25 protein-coding genes are annotated in these 26,352 nt (G+C 39.8%); 24 read left to right on the forward strand and 1 reads right to left on the reverse strand.

Annotated features, from left to right (window positions below; translation table 11 throughout):
* Positions 1–39: 39 nt before the first annotated feature.
* The 9 genes from coaBC to KH893_RS04065 are packed head-to-tail and all read left to right on the forward strand — an operon-like array spanning position 40 to position 10,767.
* The gene (gene coaBC / locus KH893_RS04025) at positions 40–1,233 is read left to right on the forward strand and encodes a bifunctional phosphopantothenoylcysteine decarboxylase/phosphopantothenate--cysteine ligase CoaBC (RefSeq protein ID WP_281164856.1); all 1,194 of its coding nucleotides are present in this window, start codon (positions 40–42) and stop codon (positions 1,231–1,233) included.
* Positions 1,233–3,650 carry a primosomal protein N' gene (priA, locus tag KH893_RS04030; protein ID WP_281164857.1) on the forward strand — a complete coding sequence of 806 codons (2,418 nt, stop codon included), beginning with the start codon at positions 1,233–1,235 and terminating at the stop codon, positions 3,648–3,650. Before coaBC ends, priA begins: the two co-directional genes overlap by 1 nt.
* Positions 3,651–3,670: 20 nt before the next feature.
* Positions 3,671–4,624: a methionyl-tRNA formyltransferase gene (gene fmt, locus KH893_RS04035; protein ID WP_281164858.1), complete on the forward strand. Its 954-nt coding sequence runs from the start codon at positions 3,671–3,673 to the stop codon at positions 4,622–4,624.
* A complete protein-coding gene (rsmB, locus tag KH893_RS04040) occupies positions 4,621–5,940 on the forward strand; it encodes a 16S rRNA (cytosine(967)-C(5))-methyltransferase RsmB (RefSeq protein ID WP_281164859.1) in 1,320 nt (439 codons plus the stop codon). Before fmt ends, rsmB begins: the two co-directional genes overlap by 4 nt.
* 14 nt (positions 5,941–5,954) lie before the next feature.
* Positions 5,955–6,707 carry a Stp1/IreP family PP2C-type Ser/Thr phosphatase gene (locus KH893_RS04045; RefSeq protein ID WP_281164860.1) on the forward strand — a complete coding sequence of 251 codons (753 nt, stop codon included), beginning with the start codon at positions 5,955–5,957 and terminating at the stop codon, positions 6,705–6,707.
* Positions 6,704–8,566, forward strand: coding sequence for a Stk1 family PASTA domain-containing Ser/Thr kinase (pknB, locus tag KH893_RS04050; protein ID WP_281164861.1), 1,863 nt, complete (start codon positions 6,704–6,706; stop codon positions 8,564–8,566). The genes KH893_RS04045 and pknB overlap by 4 nt, the downstream gene beginning before the upstream one ends.
* Positions 8,567–8,578: 12 nt before the next feature.
* A complete protein-coding gene (rsgA, locus tag KH893_RS04055; protein WP_281164862.1) occupies positions 8,579–9,448 on the forward strand; it encodes a ribosome small subunit-dependent GTPase A in 870 nt (289 codons plus the stop codon).
* A gap of 15 nt (positions 9,449–9,463) precedes the next feature.
* Positions 9,464–10,114: a ribulose-phosphate 3-epimerase gene (gene rpe, locus KH893_RS04060; RefSeq protein WP_281164863.1), complete on the forward strand. Its 651-nt coding sequence runs from the start codon at positions 9,464–9,466 to the stop codon at positions 10,112–10,114.
* A gap of 2 nt (positions 10,115–10,116) precedes the next feature.
* Complete coding sequence (locus tag KH893_RS04065; protein WP_281164864.1) at positions 10,117–10,767, forward strand: thiamine diphosphokinase; 651 nt, start codon at positions 10,117–10,119, stop codon at positions 10,765–10,767.
* A 40-nt stretch (positions 10,768–10,807) separates the two neighbouring features.
* On the opposite strand, the gene rpmB is transcribed toward KH893_RS04065, so the two are convergent.
* Positions 10,808–10,993 carry a 50S ribosomal protein L28 gene (rpmB, locus tag KH893_RS04070; protein WP_010580492.1) on the reverse strand — a complete coding sequence of 62 codons (186 nt, stop codon included), beginning with the start codon at positions 10,991–10,993 and terminating at the stop codon, positions 10,808–10,810.
* 219 nt (positions 10,994–11,212) lie between these two features.
* Between rpmB and KH893_RS04075 the strand changes: the two genes are divergently transcribed.
* The 15 genes from KH893_RS04075 (at position 11,213) to rplS (ending at position 26,304) form a co-directional block, all read left to right on the forward strand.
* A complete protein-coding gene (locus KH893_RS04075; protein WP_010580491.1) occupies positions 11,213–11,575 on the forward strand; it encodes an Asp23/Gls24 family envelope stress response protein in 363 nt (120 codons plus the stop codon).
* A 27-nt stretch (positions 11,576–11,602) separates the two neighbouring features.
* Positions 11,603–13,309 (forward strand): DAK2 domain-containing protein, encoded by a 1,707-nt coding sequence (locus tag KH893_RS04080; RefSeq protein WP_281164865.1) that lies wholly within the window; start codon positions 11,603–11,605, stop codon positions 13,307–13,309.
* 23 nt (positions 13,310–13,332) lie between these two features.
* The gene (recG, locus tag KH893_RS04085; RefSeq protein WP_281164866.1) at positions 13,333–15,417 is read left to right on the forward strand and encodes an ATP-dependent DNA helicase RecG; all 2,085 of its coding nucleotides are present in this window, start codon (positions 13,333–13,335) and stop codon (positions 15,415–15,417) included.
* A gap of 26 nt (positions 15,418–15,443) precedes the next feature.
* Positions 15,444–16,454, forward strand: a complete 1,011-nt coding sequence (gene plsX, locus KH893_RS04090) for a phosphate acyltransferase PlsX (RefSeq protein ID WP_281164867.1) — start codon at positions 15,444–15,446, stop codon at positions 16,452–16,454.
* 11 nt (positions 16,455–16,465) lie between these two features.
* On the forward strand, positions 16,466–16,708 hold the full coding sequence (gene acpP / locus KH893_RS04095) for an acyl carrier protein (RefSeq protein ID WP_281164868.1): 243 nt from the start codon (positions 16,466–16,468) through the stop codon (positions 16,706–16,708).
* Positions 16,709–16,819: 111 nt separating this feature from the next.
* On the forward strand, positions 16,820–17,527 hold the full coding sequence (gene rnc, locus KH893_RS04100; RefSeq protein WP_427859793.1) for a ribonuclease III: 708 nt from the start codon (positions 16,820–16,822) through the stop codon (positions 17,525–17,527).
* Between the two features lie 12 nt (positions 17,528–17,539).
* Positions 17,540–21,067: a chromosome segregation protein SMC gene (gene smc, locus KH893_RS04105; protein WP_281164869.1), complete on the forward strand. Its 3,528-nt coding sequence runs from the start codon at positions 17,540–17,542 to the stop codon at positions 21,065–21,067.
* Between the two features lie 18 nt (positions 21,068–21,085).
* A complete protein-coding gene (ftsY, locus tag KH893_RS04110) occupies positions 21,086–22,093 on the forward strand; it encodes a signal recognition particle-docking protein FtsY (RefSeq protein WP_281164871.1) in 1,008 nt (335 codons plus the stop codon).
* 36 nt (positions 22,094–22,129) lie between these two features.
* On the forward strand, positions 22,130–22,468 hold the full coding sequence (locus KH893_RS04115) for a putative DNA-binding protein (protein WP_281164872.1): 339 nt from the start codon (positions 22,130–22,132) through the stop codon (positions 22,466–22,468).
* A gap of 13 nt (positions 22,469–22,481) precedes the next feature.
* On the forward strand, positions 22,482–23,918 hold the full coding sequence (gene ffh, locus KH893_RS04120) for a signal recognition particle protein (RefSeq protein WP_281164873.1): 1,437 nt from the start codon (positions 22,482–22,484) through the stop codon (positions 23,916–23,918).
* A gap of 94 nt (positions 23,919–24,012) precedes the next feature.
* Positions 24,013–24,288 carry a 30S ribosomal protein S16 gene (rpsP, locus tag KH893_RS04125; protein WP_281164874.1) on the forward strand — a complete coding sequence of 92 codons (276 nt, stop codon included), beginning with the start codon at positions 24,013–24,015 and terminating at the stop codon, positions 24,286–24,288.
* A gap of 11 nt (positions 24,289–24,299) precedes the next feature.
* Positions 24,300–24,563 carry a KH domain-containing protein gene (locus KH893_RS04130; protein ID WP_281164875.1) on the forward strand — a complete coding sequence of 88 codons (264 nt, stop codon included), beginning with the start codon at positions 24,300–24,302 and terminating at the stop codon, positions 24,561–24,563.
* Between the two features lie 47 nt (positions 24,564–24,610).
* On the forward strand, positions 24,611–25,123 hold the full coding sequence (gene rimM / locus KH893_RS04135) for a ribosome maturation factor RimM (RefSeq protein WP_281164876.1): 513 nt from the start codon (positions 24,611–24,613) through the stop codon (positions 25,121–25,123).
* Positions 25,120–25,854 carry a tRNA (guanosine(37)-N1)-methyltransferase TrmD gene (gene trmD, locus KH893_RS04140; protein ID WP_281164877.1) on the forward strand — a complete coding sequence of 245 codons (735 nt, stop codon included), beginning with the start codon at positions 25,120–25,122 and terminating at the stop codon, positions 25,852–25,854. Before rimM ends, trmD begins: the two co-directional genes overlap by 4 nt.
* A gap of 99 nt (positions 25,855–25,953) precedes the next feature.
* Positions 25,954–26,304 (forward strand): 50S ribosomal protein L19, encoded by a 351-nt coding sequence (gene rplS, locus KH893_RS04145; RefSeq protein WP_281164878.1) that lies wholly within the window; start codon positions 25,954–25,956, stop codon positions 26,302–26,304.
* Positions 26,305–26,352: the final 48 nt, after the last annotated feature.

The following is a 26,352-nucleotide window of genomic DNA, read 5'->3' on the forward strand; positions in this document are numbered from 1 at the left end:
TGGTAAAATAAAGATTGACTCAGCAAGGAGGAAAAAATTTTGAAGAAGAAAAAAATCTTAATTTGTTTAGCTGGTGGCATTGCTCTCTATAAAGCTGCACCGGTTATTCGGCAGCTCTTAAAAAATAATTTGGCAATTAAGATTGCTATGACACCGACAGCAGAAAAATTTGTCAGTGCTTTGACCTTTGCAAATTTGATCAAACAAAAAATCTATCGACAGCGAGATTGGTTCGAATCTGAAAAAGTGCTTCATGTTTTTCTTGCTGATTGGGCTGATGAAATAATTGTTATTCCGGCGACTGCCAACTTGATTGCCAAAATGGCGACGGGTTTGGCAGATGATTTAGTCAGTGCAATTTTGTTGGCAGCAAATTGTCCTAAATATGTTGTGCCGGCGATGAATGAAAAGATGCTCTTGAATCCGGCTACCCAACGCAATCTTACTTGGCTCAAAGAAAATGGCGTTAAACTAATGCCAACCAACAGTGGTCTTCTAGCTGAAGGTTACGCCGGCCGTGGCCGTTTGCCTGAGCCAGCAGCAATTTTAGCTTGGTTAAATGACCAGCAGCTGGTAAAACAAGATTTGAAGGGAAAGAAGGTCTTGGTTTCAGCTGGTCCAACTGTTGAAGCGATCGATCCAGTCCGCTACTTAACTAATCATTCTTCTGGAAAAATGGGCTACGCAATTGCCAAGGTCGCCCAAAAACGCGGTGCCCAAGTTACCCTGGTGAGTGGACCAACAAAATTATTTCCACCTACGGGAGTCACTTTAGTTCCGGTAACAACTGCTTTACAAATGCAAGCTGAATTAGAAGATCACTATGAGTTAGCTGATTATGTTATTATGGCAGCAGCAGTAGCTGACTATCGGCCAGTAACAGCTGCTCAGCAGAAAATCAAAAAAGGTACTGTTAAAATCAGTTTACCGTTGGTTCGTAATCCGGATATTTTATTTGAACTGGGGCAAAAAAAGCAACGGCAGTTATTAGTTGGTTTCGCCGCTGAAACTCAGCAGTTACTGACTAACGCCCAAGAAAAATTGTGCAAAAAAAGGCTGGATCTTTTAGTGGCAAATGATGTCGCTCGACATGATATTGGTTTTGGCAGCAATGAAAACGAGGTCTATTTTTTAAGTCCAACTGAGCAACCGCTGCATTTAGCCCAAACCAGTAAACAGCAAGTTGCTGAAAAACTTTTTGATTTGCTGGTAGCTATGTCAAAGAGGAAGTGATGCATTTGCAATTAGCAGCAGTTATTGTTGATGTGCCAGCTCGTCAAACTGATCGTCCATTTACCTATTTGATTGCTGAAAACTTAAGGGACAGTATTTTGCCAGGGATGCGGGTAGTCGTACCTTTTGGACGGGCTGACCGTTTGATCCAGGGATTTGTAGTGCAAGTTTTTTCAGTGAAGGCAGTGCCAACCAAGCTGAAAGCAATTTATGCAGTCCAAGATATTGAACCAGTTTTGAATAATGAAATGTTAGAATTAGCACAGTGGCTGGCAGCGCGAACATTTTCGTTTCAGATTGCTTGTTTTCAAGCAATGTTGCCCAATGCTTTGCGGGGAAAAACCAAAAAACAATTAGTTGTTACAGCGACCGATCAGTTAGCTCCAGAAATTGTCGAATTCATGGCTGGCGAACAAGCAAAAATAATTGATACTAAACAGCTACCTGTTGAACTCTTGAAAAAGATCCGTCAGGAAAAAAAAGCTGGAAAAATTGAAGTTCGTTATTTAGTTCAAGCGACGGCTAAACCGAGACAAACAAAAATTATCATTGGCCAACTGACTAGGACGCAGGCCCTTGAACAAAAACAGCGGCAGCGTAGTAATGCAGTTCAGCGGCTGCGTTTACTGGCATTTCTAGCAGAACATTATCAACAAGCAATCTCTAAAAGTGGCTTAGAAAAAAAGCTGGATTTATCAGCCGCAACTTTAAAAACTGCTGCTAATCAAGGCTGGTTAAAGATCCAAGAACGCCCGTTACGGCGGGAAACTTACGACTTAGCCGAGATTACGCCGACGCAGCCTAAAAAGTTATCAGCTGAACAAGCCACTGCTTACAAACAAGTGGCAACTGCTGTTGAGTCACAGGCTGCAACGACTTTTTTGTTGGAAGGAGTGACCGGCAGCGGAAAGACCGAGGTTTATCTCCAATTGATCGAGTCAGCTTTGGAACAGCAACGCAGCGCATTATTGTTAGTTCCAGAAATTTCGCTGACTCCGCAAATGGTCGCCCAAGTCGTTGGTCGATTTGGTAATCAGGTTGCGTTGCTTCATAGTGGATTATCTGTGGGGGAGCGGCTTGATGAATGGCGTCGAATTGAAAATGATCAAGCTAAAGTAGTTGTTGGGGCTAGATCGGCAATTTTTGCACCAATTAAAAACTTAGGTATTATCATTATTGATGAAGAGCATGAAAGTAGCTATCAGCAGGACAATATGCCACGTTATCATGCACGTGATGTAGCCTTGTGGCGGAGTAAGTTTCATCATTGCCCGGTTGTTCTTGGCAGTGCGACGCCTTCTTTAGAGTCACGTGCACGCGCCCAAAAAAAAGTTTATCACTGGTTGCGTTTGACTCAGCGGATCAATACGAAGCCATTGCCAGAAGTTTCATTAATTGATATGCGTCAGGCAACAAAGATTAGTCGTGACCCTGACTTTTCGCCGCAGTTAATTGCTGCAGTCAAGCAAAAACTGCAGCAAAAAGAACAGATAATTTTATTGCTCAATCGCCGCGGTTACGCTTCTTTTGTGATGTGCCGGGATTGTGGCTTTGTTTTGAAATGTCCAAACTGTGATATTACTTTGACTTTGCATAAGGATCAGCAAGTAATGAAATGTCATTATTGTGGCCATGAAGAAGCAATTCCTCATACTTGTCCTGCATGTGGTGGACAGAAAATTCGTTATTATGGAACGGGTACGCAAAAGGTTCAAGAAAAACTAATCAAGTATTTTCCGACTAGCCGAATTTTACGAATGGATGTCGATACGACTCGCAGAAAAGGAGCGCATGAGAAAATTTTAGCTGCCTTTGGTGCTCATCAAGCTGACATTTTATTAGGGACGCAAATGATTGCCAAGGGTCTTGATTATCCAGACGTGACTTTAGTTGGCGTCTTGAATGCTGATACTTCCTTGAGCTTGCCCGATTTTCGTGCTAGTGAGCAAACTTTTCAGTTGTTGACTCAAGTCAGTGGTCGGGCTGGTCGAGCTCAAAAAGAAGGCAAAGTGATTATTCAAACCTTTAATCCACAGCATTATGCTTTGCAGTTAGCTAAGAAGCAAGATTATGAACGCTTTTATGCTTTTGAAATGCAGTTGCGTCATCAAAGTGGCTATCCGCCATATTACTTTACAATTCAAATTGCAGCTAGTGCAATAACTGAGAAAATAGCGTTCAAGGCTCTGCTCCAGGTGGCAGCTGAATTAAAAACTGTTTTAAGTCCGGCTGCTAAAATTTTAGGACCGGTGCCGCAGATGATTTTAAAAATTAAAAATCGGTATCGTTATCAATTGATCATTAAGTATAAACATGAAGGAAAGCTAAATCAATATTTGCGGACTTTACTTGAAAAGAGCCAGCGTCAAACTGATTTACAGCTCGATATCGTTCGTGAACCGCATAATTTTATTTAAAAGACCAAGGAGGAATCATTTTGGCAACAATTATTTTTATGGGAACGCCCACTTTTGCTGCAGAAATTTTGCAGGGAATCTTAACCAAAACTGATCACCAGGTTGTAGGCGTTGTTACACAACCTGATCGTTATACCGGTCGAAAGAAAGTTTTAACGGCTTCACCAGTTAAACAACTGGCTGAAAAATATCGGCTGAAAGTTTATCAACCGGAAAAACTATCACGTAGCCAGGAATTGACTGAATTGCTGGATTTGCAGGCGGATTTGATTATTACAGCTGCCTATGGGCAATTTTTGCCGGAGAAACTGATCAAAAGCGTAAAAATTGCAGCGATTAATGTTCATGGGTCACTGTTGCCGAAATATCGCGGTGGAGCTCCAATTCAATATTCATTGATCAATAGCGATCAACAAACGGGGATTACTTTGATTTATATGACCAAGAAAATGGATGCCGGCGAAATGTTAGCGCAAAAGACAATTAAAATCATGCCTGAAGATGATGCTGGCAGCTTATTTAAAAAGTTAAGCACAGTCGGCGAGCAGCTGTTATTGCAAGAACTGCCGGCAATTATTGCTCGGCAGGTGCCGGCTGTTGCTCAAGATGAAGCAGCAGTAACTTTTGCACCGATCATTACTTCGGCGCAAGAAAGACTTTCATTAACAATGACTGCTCAGCAGCTGGATGGGATGATCCGGGCTTTACGACCGCAGCCGGGGGCCTATTTTGCCAATTTTGCCGGAAAAAGGACAAAAATTTGGCAAATCAAGCCGCTGCCTGAAAAAACTGAATTGGCAGCTGGCCAAATCGTAGCAGTTGATCATCAGTTGTTAAAAATTGCTGCTGCTAAGGGAACAGTTTACCAGCTTGAAGTCTTACAACCGGCAGGGAAAGCTAAACAAATCATCAAAGATTATTTAAATGGTCAAGGACAAAATTTGACAGCAAAGCAGAGGTTGATCATTGAATGAAGACAAATACTTCTTTGTATCAGACAACCCGTTATTTAGCAGTCGAGATCTTGACACGAATTCAGCAGGAGAATTCTTATTCAAATATTTTATTAAATCAGACTTTAATGAAATATCAACTAACAGTTCAAGATGCAAATCTATTGACTAAGATCGTTTATGGAACTTTGCAACAACAACTGACCCTTGAATATTGGCTGGATCCGTTTATCAAGCAGAAAAAAGTTTTGCCCTGGGTCAAAGAACTTCTCTTGAGTGCTCTTTTTCAACTTCAATATTTGGATCGTATTCCGGCCCGAGCTGTTTTGGATGAATCGATCAAAATTGCGAAAGCTAAGGGACATGATGGTATTCGCAAATTTGTTACTGGTGTCTTGCACGCAATTTTGCGTAGTCAACTACCTGATCCGCAAAAAATTGCTGATCCATTTAAGAAAGCTCAGATCGTTTACAGTGTGCCAGCATGGCTGGTCAACCAGTTGGTTAAAGAAAATGGTTGGAAAAAAACTAATTTACTCTTAAGTTCGATCAATCAGCCGCCACATCAAGCAATTCGCGTCAATACTTCAAAAATCAGTTTACAGCAGGCCAAAAAGGTTCTGACCGTGGCAGGTTTCACTTGTCGGCGTAGCCAGTTAAGTCCGACTAGTTTGATCATTCAAAGCGGCTTTGCTGGTAATAGTCAGTTATTTAAAAATGGATCAATCGTTTTTCAGGATGAAAGTGCTGCTTGTGTTGTGGCTTCAATGGAACTTAAAGCCAATCAAAAGGTTTTAGATGCTTGTGCTGCTCCAGGTGGCAAAACACTGCAAATTGCAGATCAGTTAGAAACGGGGCATGTTTGGGCCTTGGACATTCATGAGCACAAAGTGAAATTGATCAAAAAAAATGCAGTTCGTTGTGGCTTGCAAGCTAAGGTAACCGCTCAAAAACTAGATGCTCGCTTAGCTGCCACAAAGTTTGTGGCTGGCTATTTTGATCAGATTTTGTTAGATGCCCCTTGTTCTGGAATTGGCTTGCTGCGTCGAAAGCCGGAAATCAGATATCGCAAAGATTTGCAAGATGTTAATACTTTAAGCACACTGCAACTGAATTTGCTGGAAAATTTAGCACCATTAGTAAAACTCCATGGTAAAATTACTTATAGTACTTGTACAATCATGCAAGCAGAAAATCAACAAGTAATTAAGAGCTTTTTGAAGAAACATCCGCAGTTTAGCCTGCAGGATCCAAGGAAAATCGGTCGGATAATTTTTCCAGATGATTATGAAACAGATGGCTTTTTCATAGCTAATTTGATAAAAAATGCGGATTAATTGGGGGCAATCGTGTGAGTTTTGCATTTAAAAGTGATATCGGCAAGGTGCGCAAGAAAAATGAAGACTATGTTGACGTGTTTGAAAACCAAGCAGGAGTGATTTTTGGAGTTGTTGCTGACGGACTTGGTGGGCATCAAGGTGGTGACGTAGCTTCAGAAATGGCAGTTTCTCATCTTGGTCATTTTTTTGAGAAAACTAATTTTTCTGATCCTCAAGCAGGTGCTCATTGGTTAGAAACTCAAGTCAAAGAAGAGAATCAGTTGATTTTGCAACGTGCGAATCAATACAGTGATTTGATGGGAATGGGGACAACGCTAGTATGTGGTCTTTTTTTTGAGAAACAAACAGTGTTGGCTAATATCGGTGACAGCCGTGGCTATTTGTTGAGGGATGGTGAATTATTTCAACTGACAGAAGATCACTCATTAGTAAATGAGTTGTTTAAACGTGGGGAGATTAGTGCAGAGCAAGCCAAGCATCACCCTAAAAAAAACATTATTACCCGGACTTTAGGTGTTTCAAAAGAGGCGGCTTTAGATCAACATTTAATCAACTTTCAGCCTAATGATTTATTCTTATTATGTACAGATGGTTTAACTAATATGCTTGAAGATCAAGAAATCAAAAAAATCTTGACAACAACTGAATCATTAACGACGAAGTGCAAGCTTTTGATTGATCGCGCTAATAAAATGGGCGGTAAAGATAACATTACCGTTTTATTAGCCTTAGTCGCTAGCAAAGACGAGGTGGATGAAAAATGAGAGCGGGCTATGTTTTAAATGAGCGCTATCAAGTCAAAAAAAGCTTAGGTGAAGGCGGAATGGCTAACGTTTATTTGGCCCGAGATTTAATTTTGCATCGCCCGGTGGCTGTCAAATTAATGCGTTTGGATCTGAGGGATGATGCTGCTTCAATTCGGAGGTTTCAGCGCGAAGCCATCTCGTTAACTAAACTAAGTCATCCTAATATTGTCAGTATTTACGATGTTGGTGAAGATAATGGAATGCAATACTTGGTTACAGAATATGTTGAAGGTACAGATTTAAAAAATTATATTGCCGAAAAATTTCCGATTCCTTTTGAAAAGGTTGTAAATATTATGGCGCAAATTTTAGCTGCAGTTGCGCATGCGCATGCTCATGAGATAATTCATCGGGATTTAAAGCCACAAAATATTTTGATTAATCGTCAAGGACATGTTAAAATTACTGACTTTGGGATCGCTTTGGCTAGTGGTGATTCATTGACACAAACTAATACTTTGATGGGCTCGGTACATTATCTATCTCCCGAGCAAGCACGGGGCAGTGTAGTCACCAAACAGTCGGATCTTTATTCACTGGGAATCATTTTATTTGAATTACTGACTGGGCAGGTTCCATTTCAAGGCGAGACAGCGGTTTCAATTGCTTTAAAACATTCACAAAGTCAAATGCCATCAGTTCGCAAGCTCAACCCGGCGATTCCGCAAGCACTTGAAAATGTTATTTTGCATGCAACTGCTAAAGATCTACATAATCGTTATCAAACAGCGCAAGAAATGGCTGACGACTTAAAAACAGTTTTATCACCAGCTCGAAAAAATGAAGCGCGTTGGCAACCGCAAGATCTTGATGATGAAACTAAGTTGCTTGAACCACTTGATTCTACAAAGAAAACGACTAAAAAAACTCCTAAAAAGCCAGTTAAAAAGATCAAAAAGAAATTGTTAATTTTTGGAATCATTTTTGCAGTTTTTTTACTTATTTTATTGATTTTAGCATTAGTTTTCCGTTCAAATTCAGTTAAGGTTCCTAATTTAGGTGGAATGAGTCCTAATGAAGCGGCGGCAACTTTAAATGAAAAACACCTAAAATTGGGTAAAATCAAGCATCAGTACAGTAATAAGTATTATCATGGTCAAGTAATTCGGACATTACCAGCAGCAAAAACTTCAGTTAGGCAATCATCTGAAGTAAACCTGATAGTTTCACGTGGACCGCAAAAGGTTAAATTTGGTGATTATCGCGGTCAATCTTTTAAGAAAATTAAAAAGAAGCTTGAAAAAAAAGGTGTAACAGTCTTAAAATCAGAACATTATTCTAATACCGTTGCAGCTGGTGAAATTATCAAGCAAAGTCTTTCGCCGGACCATCGAGTAATTTTGAAAAATACAACGGTAACTTTTACAGTCAGTTCAGGTAGAAGATCGGTTAGAATTAGAGATTTGACAGGTTATACGCGAAAAAGCGTTGAGGATTACGCAGAGGAGTTAGGACTTGTATTGCATGCTGAATGGGAGAATGATGATCATAGTGACCAAAGTGATACAGATTTGGCTGTAGCTCAGCAGCCAACTGCTGGAACGCGTTTAAAATCTGGCAGTACTTTAACAGTCTTTTTTTCCGCTGCAGATACAAATCGAACAAGTAGCGGGCAAACGACTGCTACTGTTCCAAGTCAAAGTCAGACTTCAAATGCATCTTCATCGGCAACTGAGACGAGTTCATCAGCTAATAGTTCGTCAGCTAAAAGTAACCCACAAACCTCTTCAAATGCAGCCAGCAGCAGTTCCAGTGCTAACAGCAGTTCCAGTAGCGCATCGGTTACGACAGCTTCTAATCCAAGCAGTGGACAATAAAAGGGGGACTCCATGAAGGGACTGATTTTACAATCATTAAGTGGTTATTACGATGTTTTAGCTTCCGGTATAGTTTATCGGACTAGAGCTCGCGGCAATTTTCGCAAACGGCGGATCACTCCACTAGTTGGTGATCAAGTTGAATTTAAACCAGCTGGAGTGAAAGAGGGATATTTATTAGAAATTGCTGCTCGCAAGAATAGTTTAGTGCGTCCTCCAGTTGCTAATGTCGATGCAGCGATTGTCGTTGTTTCATGTAAACAACCGAATTTTTCAGCTAATTTATTAGATCGACAACTGGTAATGTTGGAAGCTCAGAAAATTAAGTCAGTGATCTATTTTTCAAAGAAGGATCTGCTTTCAGATCAGGAGTTAAAAGGTTTTATGCACATTTTTGCTGCATATGCATGTTATCCGGTTTTTGAGGATTCAGTAAAGTTGCAAGAATATTTGCAAAAGCAGCTTAAAAAGCAAATATTAGTTGTCATGGGTCAGACTGGTGCTGGGAAATCAACCTTGTTAAATAAGTTCGATGCGACTTGGAAATTGCCAACGGGAGAAGTTTCGAAAGCTTTAAGTCGTGGTAAGCATACGACGCGAAAAGTTGCTTTAATGGCTTGGAAAAACAATTATATTGCTGATACTCCAGGTTTCTCATCTTTTGAATTGCAAAACCTAGACAGCCAAAACTTACGTCAATTATTTCCAGATTTTTGGCCAGTTCAAAACAACTGCAAATTTCGCGGTTGTTTACATCAAAATGAACCACATTGTGCAGTTAAAGCGGCAGTTGCTGCAAAAAAAATCGCGGCCAGTCGATATCAAAGTTATTTGCAATTTTTAGAAGAATTACAGCAGAAAAAACCAAAATATAATAGATGAAAGGATTGATCATTAATGAAAATTGCTCCTTCAATTTTAAGCGCTAATTTTGCTGAACTCGGCAAAAGTGTTCAACAAGTTGCTGCTGGCGGGGCTGATTATTTGCATATTGATATTATGGATGGACATTTTGTACCCAATTTGTCATTTGGGTTACCAATTATTAAAGCATTGCGGCCAGTGACGGATCTGCCATTTGATTGTCATTTGATGGTTACTAATCCAGCTGACTATCTTCAAGCGCTAGCAGCTAGTCAGGTTCAGATCATTGGTGTTCATGCTGAAGCAACTGTTCATCTTTGTCGTTTGCTGCAGCAAATCAAAGCTGTTGGCTGTCAAACTGAGGTCGTGATCAATCCAGCAACAAGTCTAACGGTTATTGAAGAGGTCTTGCCACTGGTGGATTCGGTTTTATTAATGACGGTCAACCCTGGTTTTGGTGGTCAAAAATTTTTACCATTTGTCTTGAAAAAGATTCAGCGCTTAGCACGAATTAAACAACAAAATAATTATCAATTTGAAATTGAAGTTGATGGTGGCATCGATCCAGTAACTATTAAGTCATGTGCCACAGCCGGAGCAACAATTGCTGTTGCTGGATCATTCATTTTCCAAGCCGATCCACAAAAACAGTTGGCATTATTAAAGGCAGCCGTGGAGGGATAATGATGGAGATCAATTTATTAGTCGGCGGTCCAGTCAAAAATTGGCCCAAGGATTTGTTGGGTAAAAAAAAGGCAGCCGTTTGGGCAGGAGCTGATCGTGGTGCATTATACTTGGTTCAAAATGGGATTCAGCCGCTTTTAGCAATCGGTGATTTTGATTCAGCTACCTCCATGGAACGAAAGTTGATATTTGCTAAAAGTCAACGAGTGATCACTGATCAACCTGAAAAAGATGATACTGATACTGAATTAGCAGTTCGACATCTATTGACCGACTATCAAGCAGCGAGAATCAATATTTACGGAGCAACTGGCGGTCGGATCGATCATTTATTAGCTAATCTATTTTTTGTCATTCGACCGGAATTTCGGTCACATTTGCAACAAATCTTTTTATTTGATCGGCAAAACTCAATCAGTTTTTTTAACCCAGGTCATTATATAATTAAACGTGAAACTGATAAAAAATATTTAGCATTCGTTCTTTTGACGAGTGTTGCCAAATTGTCATTATATGACGAAAAGTATCAATTGGCAGGTAAAAGTTTTACTTATCCGATTTCGCTTGCTAGTAATGAATTTATCGGTCAAACGGCCAGCTTTTCTTTTGCTAGTGGTGTGGTCGGTGTAATTCAAAGCAAAGATCTAAATTAAAAAGAGCCTCCATCCATTATGAAGGCTCTTTTTAATTTATTTATACACGGGTAACTTTTCCAGATTTAAGGGCACGGGCTGAAACCCAAACACGTTTCGGCTTGCCATCAACTAAGATCCGAACTTTTTGCAAATTTGGTTTCCAAGAACGGTTTGTTTGATTCAAGGCATGTGAACGTTTTTTGCCAAAAGTCGTTTTACGGCCGGTTATGAAATCTTTAGCCATTTTATTTTCCTCCTAAATATACAAATTCGTAGCATTTCTGCTCACTTACTTATTAAAATTAACATAGTTAACAGGTGATTGCAAGGCTTTTGTAAAGTAAAAACACTTGGCAGCTACGAGAAACTTTTGAGATGTTAAATGGCTTACTTGGTGTTATCATTCATTTTATGATAAAATATCTTTAATTGTGGTGTTCTTAATTTAAGGAGGTTGTCATTTATGGCTGTTAAAATCAAAACACAGTTTGGTGACATTGAGATTACAAACGATGTTATTGCTACTGTTGTTGGTGGCGCTGCGACCGAAATCTTTGGGATCGTCGGAATGGCTAGCAAAAACCAAATCAGAGATAATTTAAATGAGATCCTAAAACGTGATAATTATTCTAAAGGGGTAGTTGTTCGTCAAGAAGACGACGCAGTAGCAGTTGATGTCTACATTATTGTTGGCTATGGTACCAAGATTTCTGAAGTGTGTCGTAATGTTCAAGACAAAGTTAAATACAATTTAAAATCGATGTTAGGAATAACTGCTAACTCTGTTAATGTGATTGTGCAGGGTGTCAGAGTGATTGAAGATTAGCGGTTATTTCAGGAGGTACAGTAAAAGTTGAAAGTAAAAGAAATTACGGCAGCAGAATTTAGAAAGATGGTAGCTGTCAGTTCTGAGCGCTTAAATGAAAATGCGGAATTTATTAATTCTTTGAATGTTTTTCCCGTACCAGATGGCGATACGGGAACTAATATGAGTTTATCTTTAGCGAGCGGGGCTAAATATGTAGTCGATTCAACAGCTGAAGACGTAGGCTCATTGGCTTCAGCCTTGGCTAAAGGACTTTTAATGGGAGCCAGAGGAAATTCCGGGGTTATTTTGTCACAGATTTTCCGGGGCTTCTATAAAAGTACAGAAAAAAAGCACCAGTTAACTGCTAAAGATTTAGCAGCTGCTTTAACTGGTGGAGTTGAAACAGCTTATAAAGCTGTCATGAAACCTACTGAAGGAACAATTTTGACCGTTGCCCGGCAGGCAGCTAAGGCAGCTAATCAAGTTGCTAGTGGTAATGATGTTGCAGCTAGTGAAGTCATGACGGCAGCTTTTAAAGCAGCTAAAATTGCGTTAGCGCATACACCAGAGCAATTGCCAGTTTTAAAAGAAGTTGGCGTTGTTGATTCCGGCGGTCAAGGCTTGACTTTTGTTTATGAAGCTTTTCATGATGCTTTGATAAATCAAGATACAGCTGTTCATAAGACTCATCAGCCAAGCATCGGTGAAATGGATGAGATGGTCAATGCGGCTCATCATCAAAGCGTTCAGAGTCAGTTGAATACTGAAGATATTCGGTATGGGTATTGCACGGAAATTATGGTGCGATTGGGTGCTGGGCGTTTAGTTGATCAAAAATTTGACTATGACCAATTTCGTCAGCACTTGAGCAAAATTGGTGATTCATTATTGGTGGTTGCGGATGATGAAATTGTTAAGGTGCATGTTCATACTGAGCATCCAGGTGAAGTGTTAGCTTATGGCCAGCATTTTGGCTCACTGATTAAAGTTAAAGTTGATAATATGCGCTTACAGCACGAAACAATTCTTGAACACGATCAACAACAAACTTCAAGTGCCTCGGCAGCAGTTGCAACGCCGACCACAGAAACCGTCAATGGTTATGGCGTAATTGCAATTGCATCTGGTGCTGGTTTGGCAAAATTATTTAAGGGTTTGGGTGCCACTTTGATTTTAAATGGCGGCCAGACGATGAATCCAAGTACAGAAGACATTGTTGAAGCAGTCAAACAGACTGGGGCAAAGAAAGTTATTATTTTACCAAATAACAAAAACATTTTCTTAGCAGCTCAACAAGCAGCTAAGGTTGCTGAAGCTGAAGTTACCGTTGTCCCAAGCAAAACGATTGCCCAGGGGATGACCGCTTTACTTAGCTTTGATAGTCAAGTAAGTTTATCGGAAAATCAGTCCAGAATGACGGAAGAACTTGATTCAGTTAAATCTGGGCAAATAACGACAGCAGTTCGTGATTCAACAATTGATGGCCAAGAAATAAAAAAGGGCGATTACATGGCAATTGTCGATGGGAAAATCATCTTGACCAACGCAGTGAGAAAAACAGCTGCAGTTGCGATGCTTAAGCGGATGCTAAGCGATGATAGCGAAATCGTCACAATTATCTACGGAGCTGACGGAAATGAAGAAGAAGCTAATGAAATTGCGGCAGCGGCTCATCAGCTGGATGAAGATCTAGAAGTAGAAGTTCATTTTGGTGGTCAGCCAGTTTATCCATACTTGATTTCTGTAGAGTAACAATCATGTTTTGCTGACTGGTAATGACTTACCAGTCAGTTTTTTTTAGAAAAGAAGTGATCAATTTGACTAATGTTTTAAATCAGCCGGTTTCTGTCTTAAAGGGTGTTGGTTCGAAAACCGCTGCGGCCTTGCAGCATTTACAGATTGTAACTTTGGAGGACTTACTGACGGCTTATCCATTTCGGTATGATGATTACCGGCCTAAAGCACTGGCAGAACTGATTGATCAAGAAAAAACTACCTTAAGAGGGACAGTCGCTAATCCTCCAGTCGTGACCCGCTTTGGAAGAAAGAAAAATCGCTTGAATTTTCGCTTGCTGCTTGATCAGGATGTAATTTTAGTTACTTTTTTCAATCAAGCTTATCTTGCTGACAAAATTGAAACCGGAGCTGAAGTGACTGTCTTTGGTAAATGGGACAGTTCGCGGCAGCGTTTAGCTGGGATGAAGTTGCTGACTTTTAATCGCAATGATCAACTGGCTGGAATTTATCGCTCATCAAAAGAAATTAAACAAACTAAATTGCAAAGCTTGATCAAAGAAGCTTATCAAAAATTCAGTGCAGAGATCACAAATTTGGTGCCGGCTGTTTTACAAAAAAAATATCATTTGTTAGATCGTAAGCAGATGATCCATGATATGCATTTTCCTGCATCAGCGGCAGCAGCCCAAGCAGCAAAACGTTCAGCAATTTATGAAGAGTTCTTCTTATTTCAAGCTCGACTGCAGTATTTGAAACAAATTGATCAAAAAAAGAGTGGTTTGCAAATTAATTATCAAAATGATCAATTGAAAAAGTTTATTTCCAGCTTGCCATTTGAATTAACACCAGCACAAAAAAGATCTGTTAATCAGATTTGTCACGACTTGCATCGCCCAATTCATATGAATCGTCTTTTACAAGGAGACGTTGGTTCAGGGAAAACGATTGTGGCGGCAATTGCGATGTATGCTGCTGTGACTGCTGGTTTTCAAGCAGCTTTAATGGCTCCCACTGAAATTTTGGCAGAGCAGCATGCTGAAAAACTATTTCAACTATTTCAACCCTGGGGAGTTTCTGTGGGTTTGCTGACGAGTTCGATCACAGCAGGTTCTCGGCAACGCCAGGAACTATTGCATCAAGTTGCGACTGGCAAAATCAATATTTTAATCGGAACGCATGCTTTGATCCAAGATGAAGTCAAATTTGAACGGCTTGGTTTGGTGATTACAGACGAGCAGCACCGCTTCGGCGTTAATCAGCGTCAAGCTTTGCGGCTAAAAGCCACGCAGCCAGATGTTTTGGCCATGACTGCTACCCCGATTCCACGAACATTAGCTTTGACAACTTACGGAGAAATGGATGTTTCATTGATTAATGAATTACCAAAAGGACGTAAGCCGGTCAAGACATTTTGGCTTAAGCCAACGCAGTTACAACAAGCGTTTGATTTTATTAAGCAGCAATTGATTAAGAAACAGCAGGCCTATTTAGTAACACCATTAGTTGCTGAATCTGAAGCTTTAGACTTACAAAATGCTGAGCAGCTTTTTGCTGATGCCCAGAAATTTTTTTCACCGGAATATCAAGTTGGTTTAATTCATGGTAAAATTAAAAACAACGAAAAGCAGCAGATTATGCAGAATTTCAAATCAGGCAAATTAAATATTTTAGTTGCAACGACGGTGATTGAAGTTGGGGTCGATGTACCACAGGCTTCAGTGATCTTGATTTTAAATGCTGATCGCTTTGGCTTAGCTCAACTGCATCAGTTGCGTGGACGAGTCGGTCGAAGTAGTATTCAGTCATATTGTTTGCTGATTGCTGATCCAAAAAATGAAGCTGGGGTTCAACGGATGCAGGCAATGGTCAAAACGACAGATGGATTTGTCATTGCACAAAAAGATTTAGAATTGCGGGGACAAGGGGAGATCTTAGGAAATAAGCAATCTGGTCTACCAGACTTTCGGGTTGGTGATCCAATTAAAGATTTGAAAATTTTAGAAGTTGCTCAAATGGATGCTGCCGAACTTGTGCACCGGCCAGATTTTGTGACTAATCAACAAACTGGCCGATTAGCAGCTTATTTACGTTTTAAAGTTCAACCCAAATTGAGTTTTGATTAAAATAAATGATTTATAGGAGTGGTATCATGAAAATAGCAATTGATGCAATGGGTGGCGATCATGCACCGGCCGCAGTTGTTGCTGGAGTTATTAAAGCCCGTGATCAATTTCCTGATTTAGAGTTTTTATTATTTGGACAGATCGAGCGAATCCAGCCTTTGATTAAAGACTCAACCCGAATTAAAATCCTTCCGGCAACCGAAGTCATCGGAATGAATGATGAACCGGTCCAGGCAGTTCGACGGAAGAGAAATTCGTCGCTGGTTTTAGCTGCTAAGGCAGTCAAGGAAGGTCAAGCAGAAGCACTTTTTTCTTGCGGCAATACAGGAGCTTTATTGGCGGCTGGCTTGTTAATCGTTGGCCGAATCAAGGGAATTACGCGTCCTGGACTATTGTCGACCTTGCCGATGATTAGCCAGCAAAGTGGGGCTTTTAATTTACTTGATAGCGGGGCTAATGCCGAAAGCAAACCTGAGCATCTTTATCAATATGCATTGTTAGGAAAATATTATGCCCAAAAGGTCCGGGGAGTTGCTAATCCGCGGATCGGTTTATTAAATAATGGGACTGAACCACATAAGGGTAGTAAAGTTACTCAGGAAGCCTATCAACTATTAAAGGCAGACCCTGAAATTAATTTTGTTGGCAATGTTGAAGCCAATGCGGTTTTGAAAAATGTAGCTGATGTTATTGTTGCTGATGGTTTTCTTGGCAACACTCTGCTAAAATCAATTGAGGGGACAGCCAGCGCAATTATGCATTTGTTAAAAGAATCGATTATGGCAGGCGGTTTTAGCGGCAAAGCTGGAGCATTGCTTTTAAAACCGATATTTAAAGAATTAAAATCAAAGATGAATCAGGCGAAATATGGTGGGGCGGTCTTACTGGGTGTTAAAGCTCCAGTGGTTAAAGCTCATGGTGCCAGTGATGCAGAAACAGTCTATTATACTTTAGCTCAAATTGAGCAAATGCTGAAGGAAAAAATGATCCCTGATTTTGTTGAGTATTTTTCGAAAACAGCAATTAAAAAAGATTAAAGGAGATAACTATGACCGAAAAGGAAATTTTTGATAAAATTGCAAAGATAATTCACGAAAGATTTGAAGTTGAACTAGACAAGATTACACCTGAACTGAATTTTACACAGGATTTGGACGTTGATTCAATTGACTTAGTGGAGTTTGTTCTCGAATTAGAAGATACTTTTGGGGCAGAGATTCCAGATGAGGAAGCAGAAAAGATGACAACAGTGGCCAATGTAGTTGCTTACGTTAAAGCACACCAGGCATAAAGCTGAAAAAGTGATTTAAATAGGCCGTCCCAAAACAATTTGTTTTGACAGCGGTCTTTTATTTTAATAATTAGGAAAGTTTGGATTTTAAATAAGAAGAGGAGATCGACTTTGATTAACGGATTAACCCAGATGCTAAAAGAGCAGTTTGGAATTGATTTTAAGAAAACAGAATTATTAGATGAAGCTTTCACGCACGCTTCTTATGTCAATGAGCATCCAAAGGAGAACTTGAAGTATTATGAACGAATCGAATTCTTAGGTGATGCGGTCATGCAGCTCTGTGTTTCAGAGTACCTTTTTTTAAGGTTCCCTAATTTACCGGAAGGAAAGCTTTCACGTTTAAGAGCAGCTATGGTTTGCGAAGATAGTTTTAGTAAGTTTGCGGTAGAATGTAGTTTTGACAAGTATATTCGGCTAGGTAAAGGCGAGGAAAAAGCCAACGCTCGCCAGCGGTCTTCATTGCTTTGCGATATTTTTGAATCATTTATTGGAGCTTTATATTTGGATGAAGGTAAAGCAGCCGTTGACCAATTTATTGAGCAAGTTGTCTTTCCTAAAATTGATCTTGGCTGGTTTGACCATTTGCTTGATCATAAAACTGAGCTGCAGGAATATTTGCAGCGCAATGGTGATGTGAATATTGAATATCAAGAACTAGCTGATTTTGGCCCAGAAAATGATAAAAGTTATCAAATGGCTGTCAGTGCTGACGGAAAAACCCTTGGTATTGGAACTGGTCATTCAAAAAAAACGGCTGAACAAGCAGCAGCCAAAAAAGCGTTGCAAATTTTATCGGCAGCCAAACAAGCTGATTAAGGAGCAGTCACGATGAAACTCAAGTCACTAACATTGAATGGCTTTAAATCTTTTGCTGAAAAAACTATGATTGAATTTCGTCCTGGTTTGACAGCAATCGTTGGTCCCAACGGCAGTGGCAAAAGCAATTTGATTGAAGCAATTAGGTGGGTTCTAGGTGAGCAATCAGCTAAAAGTTTGCGTGGTTCAAAGATGCCCGATGTGATTTTTGCTGGTTCCACTAAACAGCAGGCGTTAAATCGGGCAGAAGTTGAATTACTTCTGGATAACAGCGACCATTTTTTGCCATTAGAAAGTACAGAAATTGCGATTGATCGTCGAATTTATCGAAATGGTGAAAGTGAATATTTGCTAAATGGCAAAAATGTTAGGTTGAAGGATATTACAGATTTATTGTTAGACACCGGCTTGGGCAGGGATTCTTTTTCAATTATTTCTCAAGGAAAAGTTGAACAGATCTTTAGCAGCAAACCAGAGGAACGTCGTCAGATCATTGAAGAAGCTGCTGGAATTTTAAAATATAAGCAGGAGCGAACGAGTGCTCAAAATAAATTAGCTGAGACTGAGGACCATTTGCTGCGAGTTGCAGATATTATCAGTGAATTAGCAACGCAGCGTGAACCACTTAAAGAACAAGCAAGTTTGGCTCATGATTATTTAGAGCAAAAAAATCAATTAGCTTTTTATGATCGCAGCCGCCTTGTTTATGAACTGGAGCAAGCCACCAGCCAACAAACTGTTAGTAAACAACAACAAATTAGTGCCAAAAAATCAGTTGCAGCATGTCAGCAAGATAAGCGGCTTCTGGCGCAAAAAAAGGATCAGTTGCAGTTTCAACAGGAAAAACAATTGGCACTGATCGATCAGTTGCAAAGTGAATTGATGCAGACGGTTAAACAAAAAGAACGTTTAATTGGCCAACAACACCTTTCACAACAAGCAGCGGACTATCAGAAACAACAAAAACGTGAATTAGAACAACAAATTGCAGCAGCCAAACAAGCTCAGACAGATTTAAAGCAAGAGTTAAACAGCTTGCAGCAGCAGTCGGAAATCCATTCGCATAATTTAATGGCAACGCAAAGTCAAATTAAAAGCTTTCAACAGCAATTAACCTTGAGTGCCAATGATCTGCAAGATAAGGTTGAGGAGTTACGCGGACAGATTATTGATAAAATGCAGCAGCAAGCATCATTGAATAATCAAAGCCATTATTTAAAAAAAGAGATTCAGCGTCAAGATTTGCAACAAGCTGCTTTAACTAAGAAGCTGGCTCAACTCCAACAGCAACAAGCAGCTAAGAGTATAGCCAACCAGCAGGTCACTGAACAATTAGCATCAAGTCAAAAAAGTCTGCATGAACTAAGCAATGGTGCCACAGATTTGCAAAAGCAAAAAACGGAACTTGAGCAAAAAATTTCTGATCAGCGTGAACAATGGTATCAGGCGGCCGGCATTTATCAGCAGACTAAGGCCAAATATGAGAACCTAAAAGAATTGACCCAAGGATATAATAATTATTATCATGGTGTTAAGGAGATTCTCTTAGCTAAAAAGCAGCTGACAGGGATTATTGGCTCAATAGCTGAATTGCTCACGGTTCCCGAACAATTAGCACCAGCAATTGAAACGGTTTTAGCCAGTCAACTGCAAAATGTTGTTGTCAGTGATGAGCAAGCTGCAAAAAGTGCAATCAGTTTTTTAAAGCAGCATCATTATGGTCGAGTAACGTTTTTGCCGCAGACGTCGATCAAAGGTCGCCAATTACGCCCTGATTTGAGACAGAAATTGGCAAATTTGCCGGGAGTGATTGGGATCGCCAGCAATTTGGTCACAATCTCAGCTGCTAATCAAGCTATCTTGGAATATCTTTTAGGGACCACAGTCATCGTCAAAAAAATTGACGATGCGATTGCTGTTGCTCGCAGTCTGAATTATAGTTGTCGGATTGTTTCTCTAGAAGGAGACGTAATCAATGCTAGCGGTGCAATCTCTGGCGGATCACGGCGCAAGACAAGCGGCCTTTTATTTCAACGCCAGCAGTTAGCTAAATTAATAACCGCATTAAAAGAAATGAAAGTTAAACTAGCGAAGTTAGAACAGACTGGAGTGGAAACTAAACAACAGCAGCAGCAAGTGGAAAAATCAGTTGCCGCGGCTCAAACAGCAGTCGCGGCGAAACGTGATGAAGTTCAAAAGCTGTCAGCTAAATACCAACTTATAAAAAATGAAGAGCACCATTTAATAGAGCAGCTGGCAGCCCAAAAATTTGAAGTCCAACAAAATAATTTAGCTAACAGCAATTTTGCTGCCAGTCAGCAACAAGTTGCTAAACAGCGGGAGCAAGTTGCTGAAGAATTAGCCGAATTAAAACAAAATTTTGCTGCCTCGCAAGCTGCCTTGGCTAATTTTTCAGCTAGTCGGCGTAAGCAAGAGCAGAAACTAGCCGAATTGCAACAGCAAGCTGCCGTCAGCAAGGCACAAGAGCAAAATCTTCAGCAACAGGTTACTAGTTTAACAGCCAGATTTGCAAAACTATCAACGGAAGTCAAAACCAAGATGGCTGCTCTGACTGAGTTGAGTCAACCTCAAAAGCTTCAACAACAGCAGCAGCTTGACTTAAATTTAAAGCAGCTAGTTCAAAAGCAGCATGAATTAGAAGCAAAACTGTTACAAGAAAAACAAGTTCGCCAACAGTTGCAAACACAGTTAACAACGGTACAAGCAAACTTGAATCGGCAAACAGAATTATTGCAGTTGCAACAGCAGCAATTGCAGCAAGTCGATTTGAAAGCTCAAGCAATCACTGACCAACTTGATCAGAATTTGACTGACCTGAGCCAAAAGTATCAGCTGACTTTTGAAGCTGCTCAGCAAATGAAACGGGAAACGGATTTTAAAGTGATTCAGCGACAGTTGAAGCTTTTACAGCGTGGGATCAGAGAATTAGGAAATGTTAACCTAGGTGCAATTGATGAATATCAACGAGTCGATCAACGTTATCAGTTTTTGGAGACTCAAAAAGCAGATTTGCTAAAAGCTAAAGCTCAGCTGCAAGAGAGTATGGCAGAGATCGATCAGCAGGTCAAGCAGCGCTTTAATAAGACCTTTACTCAAACAGCTGCGGCTTTTGCTAAAATTTTTCCAGAAATGTTTGGTGGTGGACAAGCTAGCTTAAAGTTAACTGATCCAGCTGATCTTTTGCAAACAGGGGTGGAAATTATGGCTCAGCCGCCGGGAAAAAAGCTGCAGCGTTTAAGTTTACTTTCTGGTGGTGAAAAGGCACTGACAGCAATTGTTTTGCTATTTGCAATCTTAAAAGTCCGGCCAGTACCATTTGTAATTCTAGATGAGGCAGAAGCAGCTTTAGATGATGCTAATGTTGAACGCTACTCAAAATATTTGAAAAGGTTTTGTCAACAGACACAATTTATCGTGATTACGCATCGGAAGGTTACTATGGATTATGCTGATGTACTTTACGGCGTAACGATGCAAAAATCTGGAATCTCAAAAATGGTTTCGGTCGCTTTGACCTGACAAAAAGGAGGATTTTAAATGGGTTTTTTTGAAAAGATCAAACAGGCTTTTAGCGGTGATCAGCAGCCTAAAGAGGATGCTGAAACCCAAAAATATGATCAAAGTCTTGAAAAATCAAGAAATACTTTTGGTGCTAAATTAAATAGCTTATTAGCAAATTTTCGAAGTGTTGACGAAGATTTTTTCGATGATTTGGAAGAAACTTTGATCGAAGCAGATGTTGGTTTTGAAACAGCTGTTAAAATTAGTGATGAACTCAAACAAGAGGTTAAATTAAAAAATGCTAAAACCACTCAGGAAGTTGCAGAGACAATTATTCAAAAATTGATTAATCTTTATGAACAAGAAGGTCAAGGCGAAGACAATCAGTTGCACTACGCTCAAGCTGGACCAACCATTTTTTTGTTTGTTGGAGTCAATGGTGTCGGTAAAACAACTACAATCGGCAAGTTAGCTTTCCGTTTAAAAAAAGAAGGCAAGAAAGTCTTACTAGCTGCCGGAGATACTTTTCGAGCAGGAGCAATTGAACAATTGGCGGAATGGGGCAAAAAGGTTGGCGTTTCAGTTGTCCAAAAACCGGCTAAAAGTGATCCAGCAGCAGTTGTGTATGATGCTGTCAAAAAAGCTCAAAAAGAAAATTATGATGTGTTATTGGTCGATACAGCTGGTAGATTACAAAATAAGGTCAATTTAATGCGAGAATTAGCAAAGATTTCACGAGTGATCACTCGTGAAATACCAGCGGCACCACAGGAAGTTCTACTGGCGCTGGATGCTACTACTGGGCAAAATGCTTTAAGCCAGGCTAAGCAGTTTAAAGCAACTACACCTTTGACGGGAATTATTTTGACTAAGCTTGACGGTACAGCTCGTGGTGGGATCGTCTTAGCGATCCGTAATGAATTGCACTTACCAGTCAAATTGGTAGGGTTGGGTGAAAAAATGAATGATTTACAGGACTTTGATCCGGAAAAATTTGCCGCTGGTTTATTCGGTCAATTATTAGCTAAGAATTACGATGCCTGAGAATAGAAAATAAGCAATTAAGGAAGCAGGTCGACGATGACAATTGAAAAAACAAATCGAGTCAATGGATTGCTTGATTTTTATGAACCATTGCTGACAGAAAAACAAATAGTTTATATTGTCTTGTATTATCGCGATGACCTTTCGTTAGGTGAAATTGCGGAAAACTATCACGTCTCACGGCAAGCAGTTTATGATAATATAAAAAGGACCGAACTGATCCTAGAAAAATATGAGGAAAAGTTGCATTTATTTCAGCAATATCAAAGCTTAAATCTGAAATTAGATGAATTGAAAGCTTATGTCCAGCAGCATTATCGAACTGATGGTGAATTGCTGACTTTGGTTGATCAGTTAGAAAACATGGAAGAATAGGATAGGTGATTTGATGGCATTTGAAGGATTGACTGAACGTTTACAAAATGCGATCGGAAAATTAAAGCGTAAAGGCAAAGTCAGTGAAGCCGATGTTAGAGAAGTTATGCGAGAAATTCGCTTGGCGCTGTTAGAAGCCGATGTCAATTTTAAAGTCGTTAAAGATTTTGTCAAAAATGTTCGTGAAAAAGCAGTTGGTGCCAAAGTTTTGGAAAGTTTAACGCCAGCCCAGCAGATTGTCAAGATCGTTAATGATGAGTTGACAGCAGTTATGGGACAAGAAGCCGTTCCTTTAAATAAATCAGCGAAGATTCCGACGATCATTATGATGGTTGGATTGCAAGGAGCTGGTAAAACTACCACGTTAGCCAAATTGGCACTTAAGCTAAAAACGGAAGAAAATGCGCGGCCATTGATGATTGCCGGAGATATTTATCGACCAGCTGCGATCGATCAATTGCAGTCACTAGGACAACAAATTGAGGTCCCTGTTTTTTCGTTAGGAACTGAAATTTCTCCAGTCGAAATTGTTCGCCAAGGATTGGCTTTAGCGGCCGAAAAAAAGAATGATTATGTTTTAATTGATACCGCTGGTCGTTTGCAAATCGATGAAAAGCTGATGGCAGAGTTAGCACAAATTAAAGCACTGGCACAACCAGATGAAATTTTGCTGACAGTTGATGCGATGACCGGGCAAAATGCGGTTGAAGTTGCTAAGGGCTTTAACGAACAATTAGACGTCACTGGAGTAGCTTTGACCAAACTTGATGGTGATACCCGTGGTGGGGCCGCTTTGTCAATTCGCGCGGTGACTGGTAAGCCAATTAAGTTTATTGGTCAAGGCGAAAAAATGACCGATCTGGATGTTTTTCATCCAGATCGCATGGCTTCACGGATCTTGGGTATGGGTGATATGCTGACTTTGATTGAAAAAGCTCAGCAAGATTTTGATGAGAAAAAAGCGGTTGAAATGCAAGAAAAAATGCGTGAAAACAGCTTTGACTTTAATGATTTTCTGGATCAAATGGAACAAGTGCAAAAAATGGGACCAATGGATGATCTTATCAAAATGATTCCTGGGTTAGCCAGCAACCCGGCATTGAAAAACTTTCAGATTGATGAAAAACAAATTACTCATATCAAAGCAATCGTTTTGTCAATGACCCCACAGGAAAGAGAAGAACCTGATGTTTTAAACCCAAGCCGCCGCCGGCGAATAGCTGCTGGTTCGGGCCGTCCGGTTCAAGAGGTCAACCGGATGATCAAACAATTCAATCAGATGAAAAAAATGATGAGCAATTTTAGCAAGGGCAACTTTAACGGGATGGAGAATTTGCTCGGCAATGGTTTGTCTGGCAAAATGGCTAAAATGTCGTTAAATTCAATGGCGAGAAAAGCTAAAAAACGCAAAGTTAAACGACTTAAAAAATTGCGCAAGCGAAGAAAATAAAAAAATTATCACTGTCAAGAATTTATACTTTACAGCAGAGAGTTTTATTGGTATATTATTAAGCGTGGATAAACAATTTAGGAGGTGTTGATCAATGTCAGTAAAAATTCGTTTGAAGCGAATGGGTTCTAAGAAACGTCCTTTCTACCGGATCGTAGTTGCAGATTCACGTTCACCACGTGATGGTCGTTTCATTGAAACTGTTGGAACATACAACCCATTAACTCAACCAGAATTGGTTACTCTTAAGGAAGAAAAAATTTTGAATTGGCTGCAAAATGGTGCCCAGCCTTCAGATACTGTTCGAAATATTTTATCAAAACATGGTATTATGAAAAAATTCCATGAAACACGTTTTGCTAAGAAATAGGATCTGATAAAATGGATGATGAATCAAGAATTGAAAAACTGATTCGGTTATTAGTTAGTCCATTGGTCACTGAGCCAAAAAAGATAGAAGTCAGTTGTCAGCAGAAAGATGGAGTATTTGAGTGTTGCTTACGCTTGGCTGCTGCTGATGTTGGTAGAGTGATTGGCCGGCAAGGTAAGGTTATTAGCGCTTTGAGAATTATAGTCAATAGCTTAAAACTTTCGCACCATCAGCTGGTTAGATTAGATATTCAAGGTGATAAAAAGCTCTCATAATGAAACAGTAATGTTTTATTAGAGGGCTTTTTTAAGGGAGAAATAATATGAAATATTTTGCTGTTGGAAAAATCATTAATACGCATGGTATTCAAGGGGAAGTTAAAATTTTAGTAACAACTGACTTTGCCATGCAAAGATTTCAACCCAATAATACTTTGTATGTCAAACAAAATGATCAATTGCAGCCACTCAAAATTAGAACTGCAAGAAGATTTAAACAATTTTATTTGCTGAGTTTTTTTGAGTATCCTGATTTAACGGCAGTTGAAAAATTAAAAAATTGTCAATTATTAGTTGAGGAAACTCAACAAACGGCATTAGCTGATGGGAGTTTTTACTATCATCAAATTATTGGTTTAACAGTAATTGATCAACAGGGCAAACAAATTGGCAAAATTAAGGAGATTTTAAGCCCAGGTGCGAATGATGTTTGGGTTGTCGAGCGGCCCGGTAAAAACGAATTGTTATTGCCAGCCATTAAACAAGTAATCAAAAAAATTGATTTAGATCAGCAACAAATTGAAGTCGAAATGATTGATGGGTTAGATGAAGAATGAAAATTAATATTTTAAGCTTATTTCCAGAAATGTTTACTGGTCCATTACATGAATCGATTATCGGCAAAGCAGTTGCGAAACAGTTGGTTACTTTTGAAATCGTCAATTATCGAGACTATACTCAGAGTCGGCAAAAGCATGTTGACGACTACCCATATGGTGGGGGTGCCGGAATGTTATTGCAGGCTCAGCCAATTTTTTCAGCACTTGATGCATTGGTTGAAAAACAAAAAGATTTAGGCCGGATTATTTTACTTGATCCTGCGGGGAAAAGGTTTGACCAAAAAGTTGCTCAGAGTCTTTCTCATGAAGCCAGTTTAACCTTTATTTGCGGGCACTATGAAGGTTATGATGAACGGATTCGGTCACGTGTAACTGATGAGTTATCATTGGGGGATTTTGTTTTGACCGGCGGTGAGCTTGCAGCGATGACAATGATTGATGCTACTTTGCGGTTGATACCGGGAGTCTTGGGTAATACTGCTTCGGCACCTGATGATTCATTTACAACCGGTTTGCTTGAATATCCGCAATATACGCGGCCAGCAGAATACCGAGGATTAAAAGTTCCAGAAGTTCTGTTAAGTGGTAACCACCAAAAAATCGCCGAGTGGCGGCAAAAAGCAGCTTTGAAACGGACCTTTGAGCGGCGTCCGGATCTTTTAGCACAGTTGACCTTAAATGAACAGCAAAAGAGATGGTTGCGTGAATTTTCGATGCGAAAAGATTGAATAATTGATTTTAGTATGCTAAAATAATAATCGGCTTATGCCGCATTAACAGCATTCCGCTGCGACTGGACATGAATGCTGGCGAAAGGAAGAAAAAAGATGAATTCATTGATTCAAAAGATTACAGCATCACAATTGAGAAGTGATATTCCAGACTTTCGTGCTGGAGATACAGTTCGGGTTTATGCACGAATTGTTGAGGGCAGTCGTGAAAGGGTCCAGTTATTTGAAGGCGTTGTGATCAAGCGCCGCGGACAAGGAATTAGCGAGACATATACAGTACGTAAAATCAGTAGTGGTGTAGGTGTTGAAAGAACTTTTCCGCTGCATTCACCACGAGTAGATAAAATTGAAGTTATTCGTCATGGACGTGTTCGTCGGGCTAAACTTTATTACTTAAGAAGTTTACATGGTAAAGCAGCACGTATTCCAGAAAAACGCCGTAACTAAAAGAAAGAGTTCCAAAAGCTGGTCAAGCTTTTTGGAACTCTTTTTTAG

Source organism: Liquorilactobacillus sicerae, assembly GCF_029916425.1.
In the GTDB taxonomy this organism is placed as follows: Bacteria; Bacillota; Bacilli; order Lactobacillales; family Lactobacillaceae; genus Liquorilactobacillus; species Liquorilactobacillus sicerae.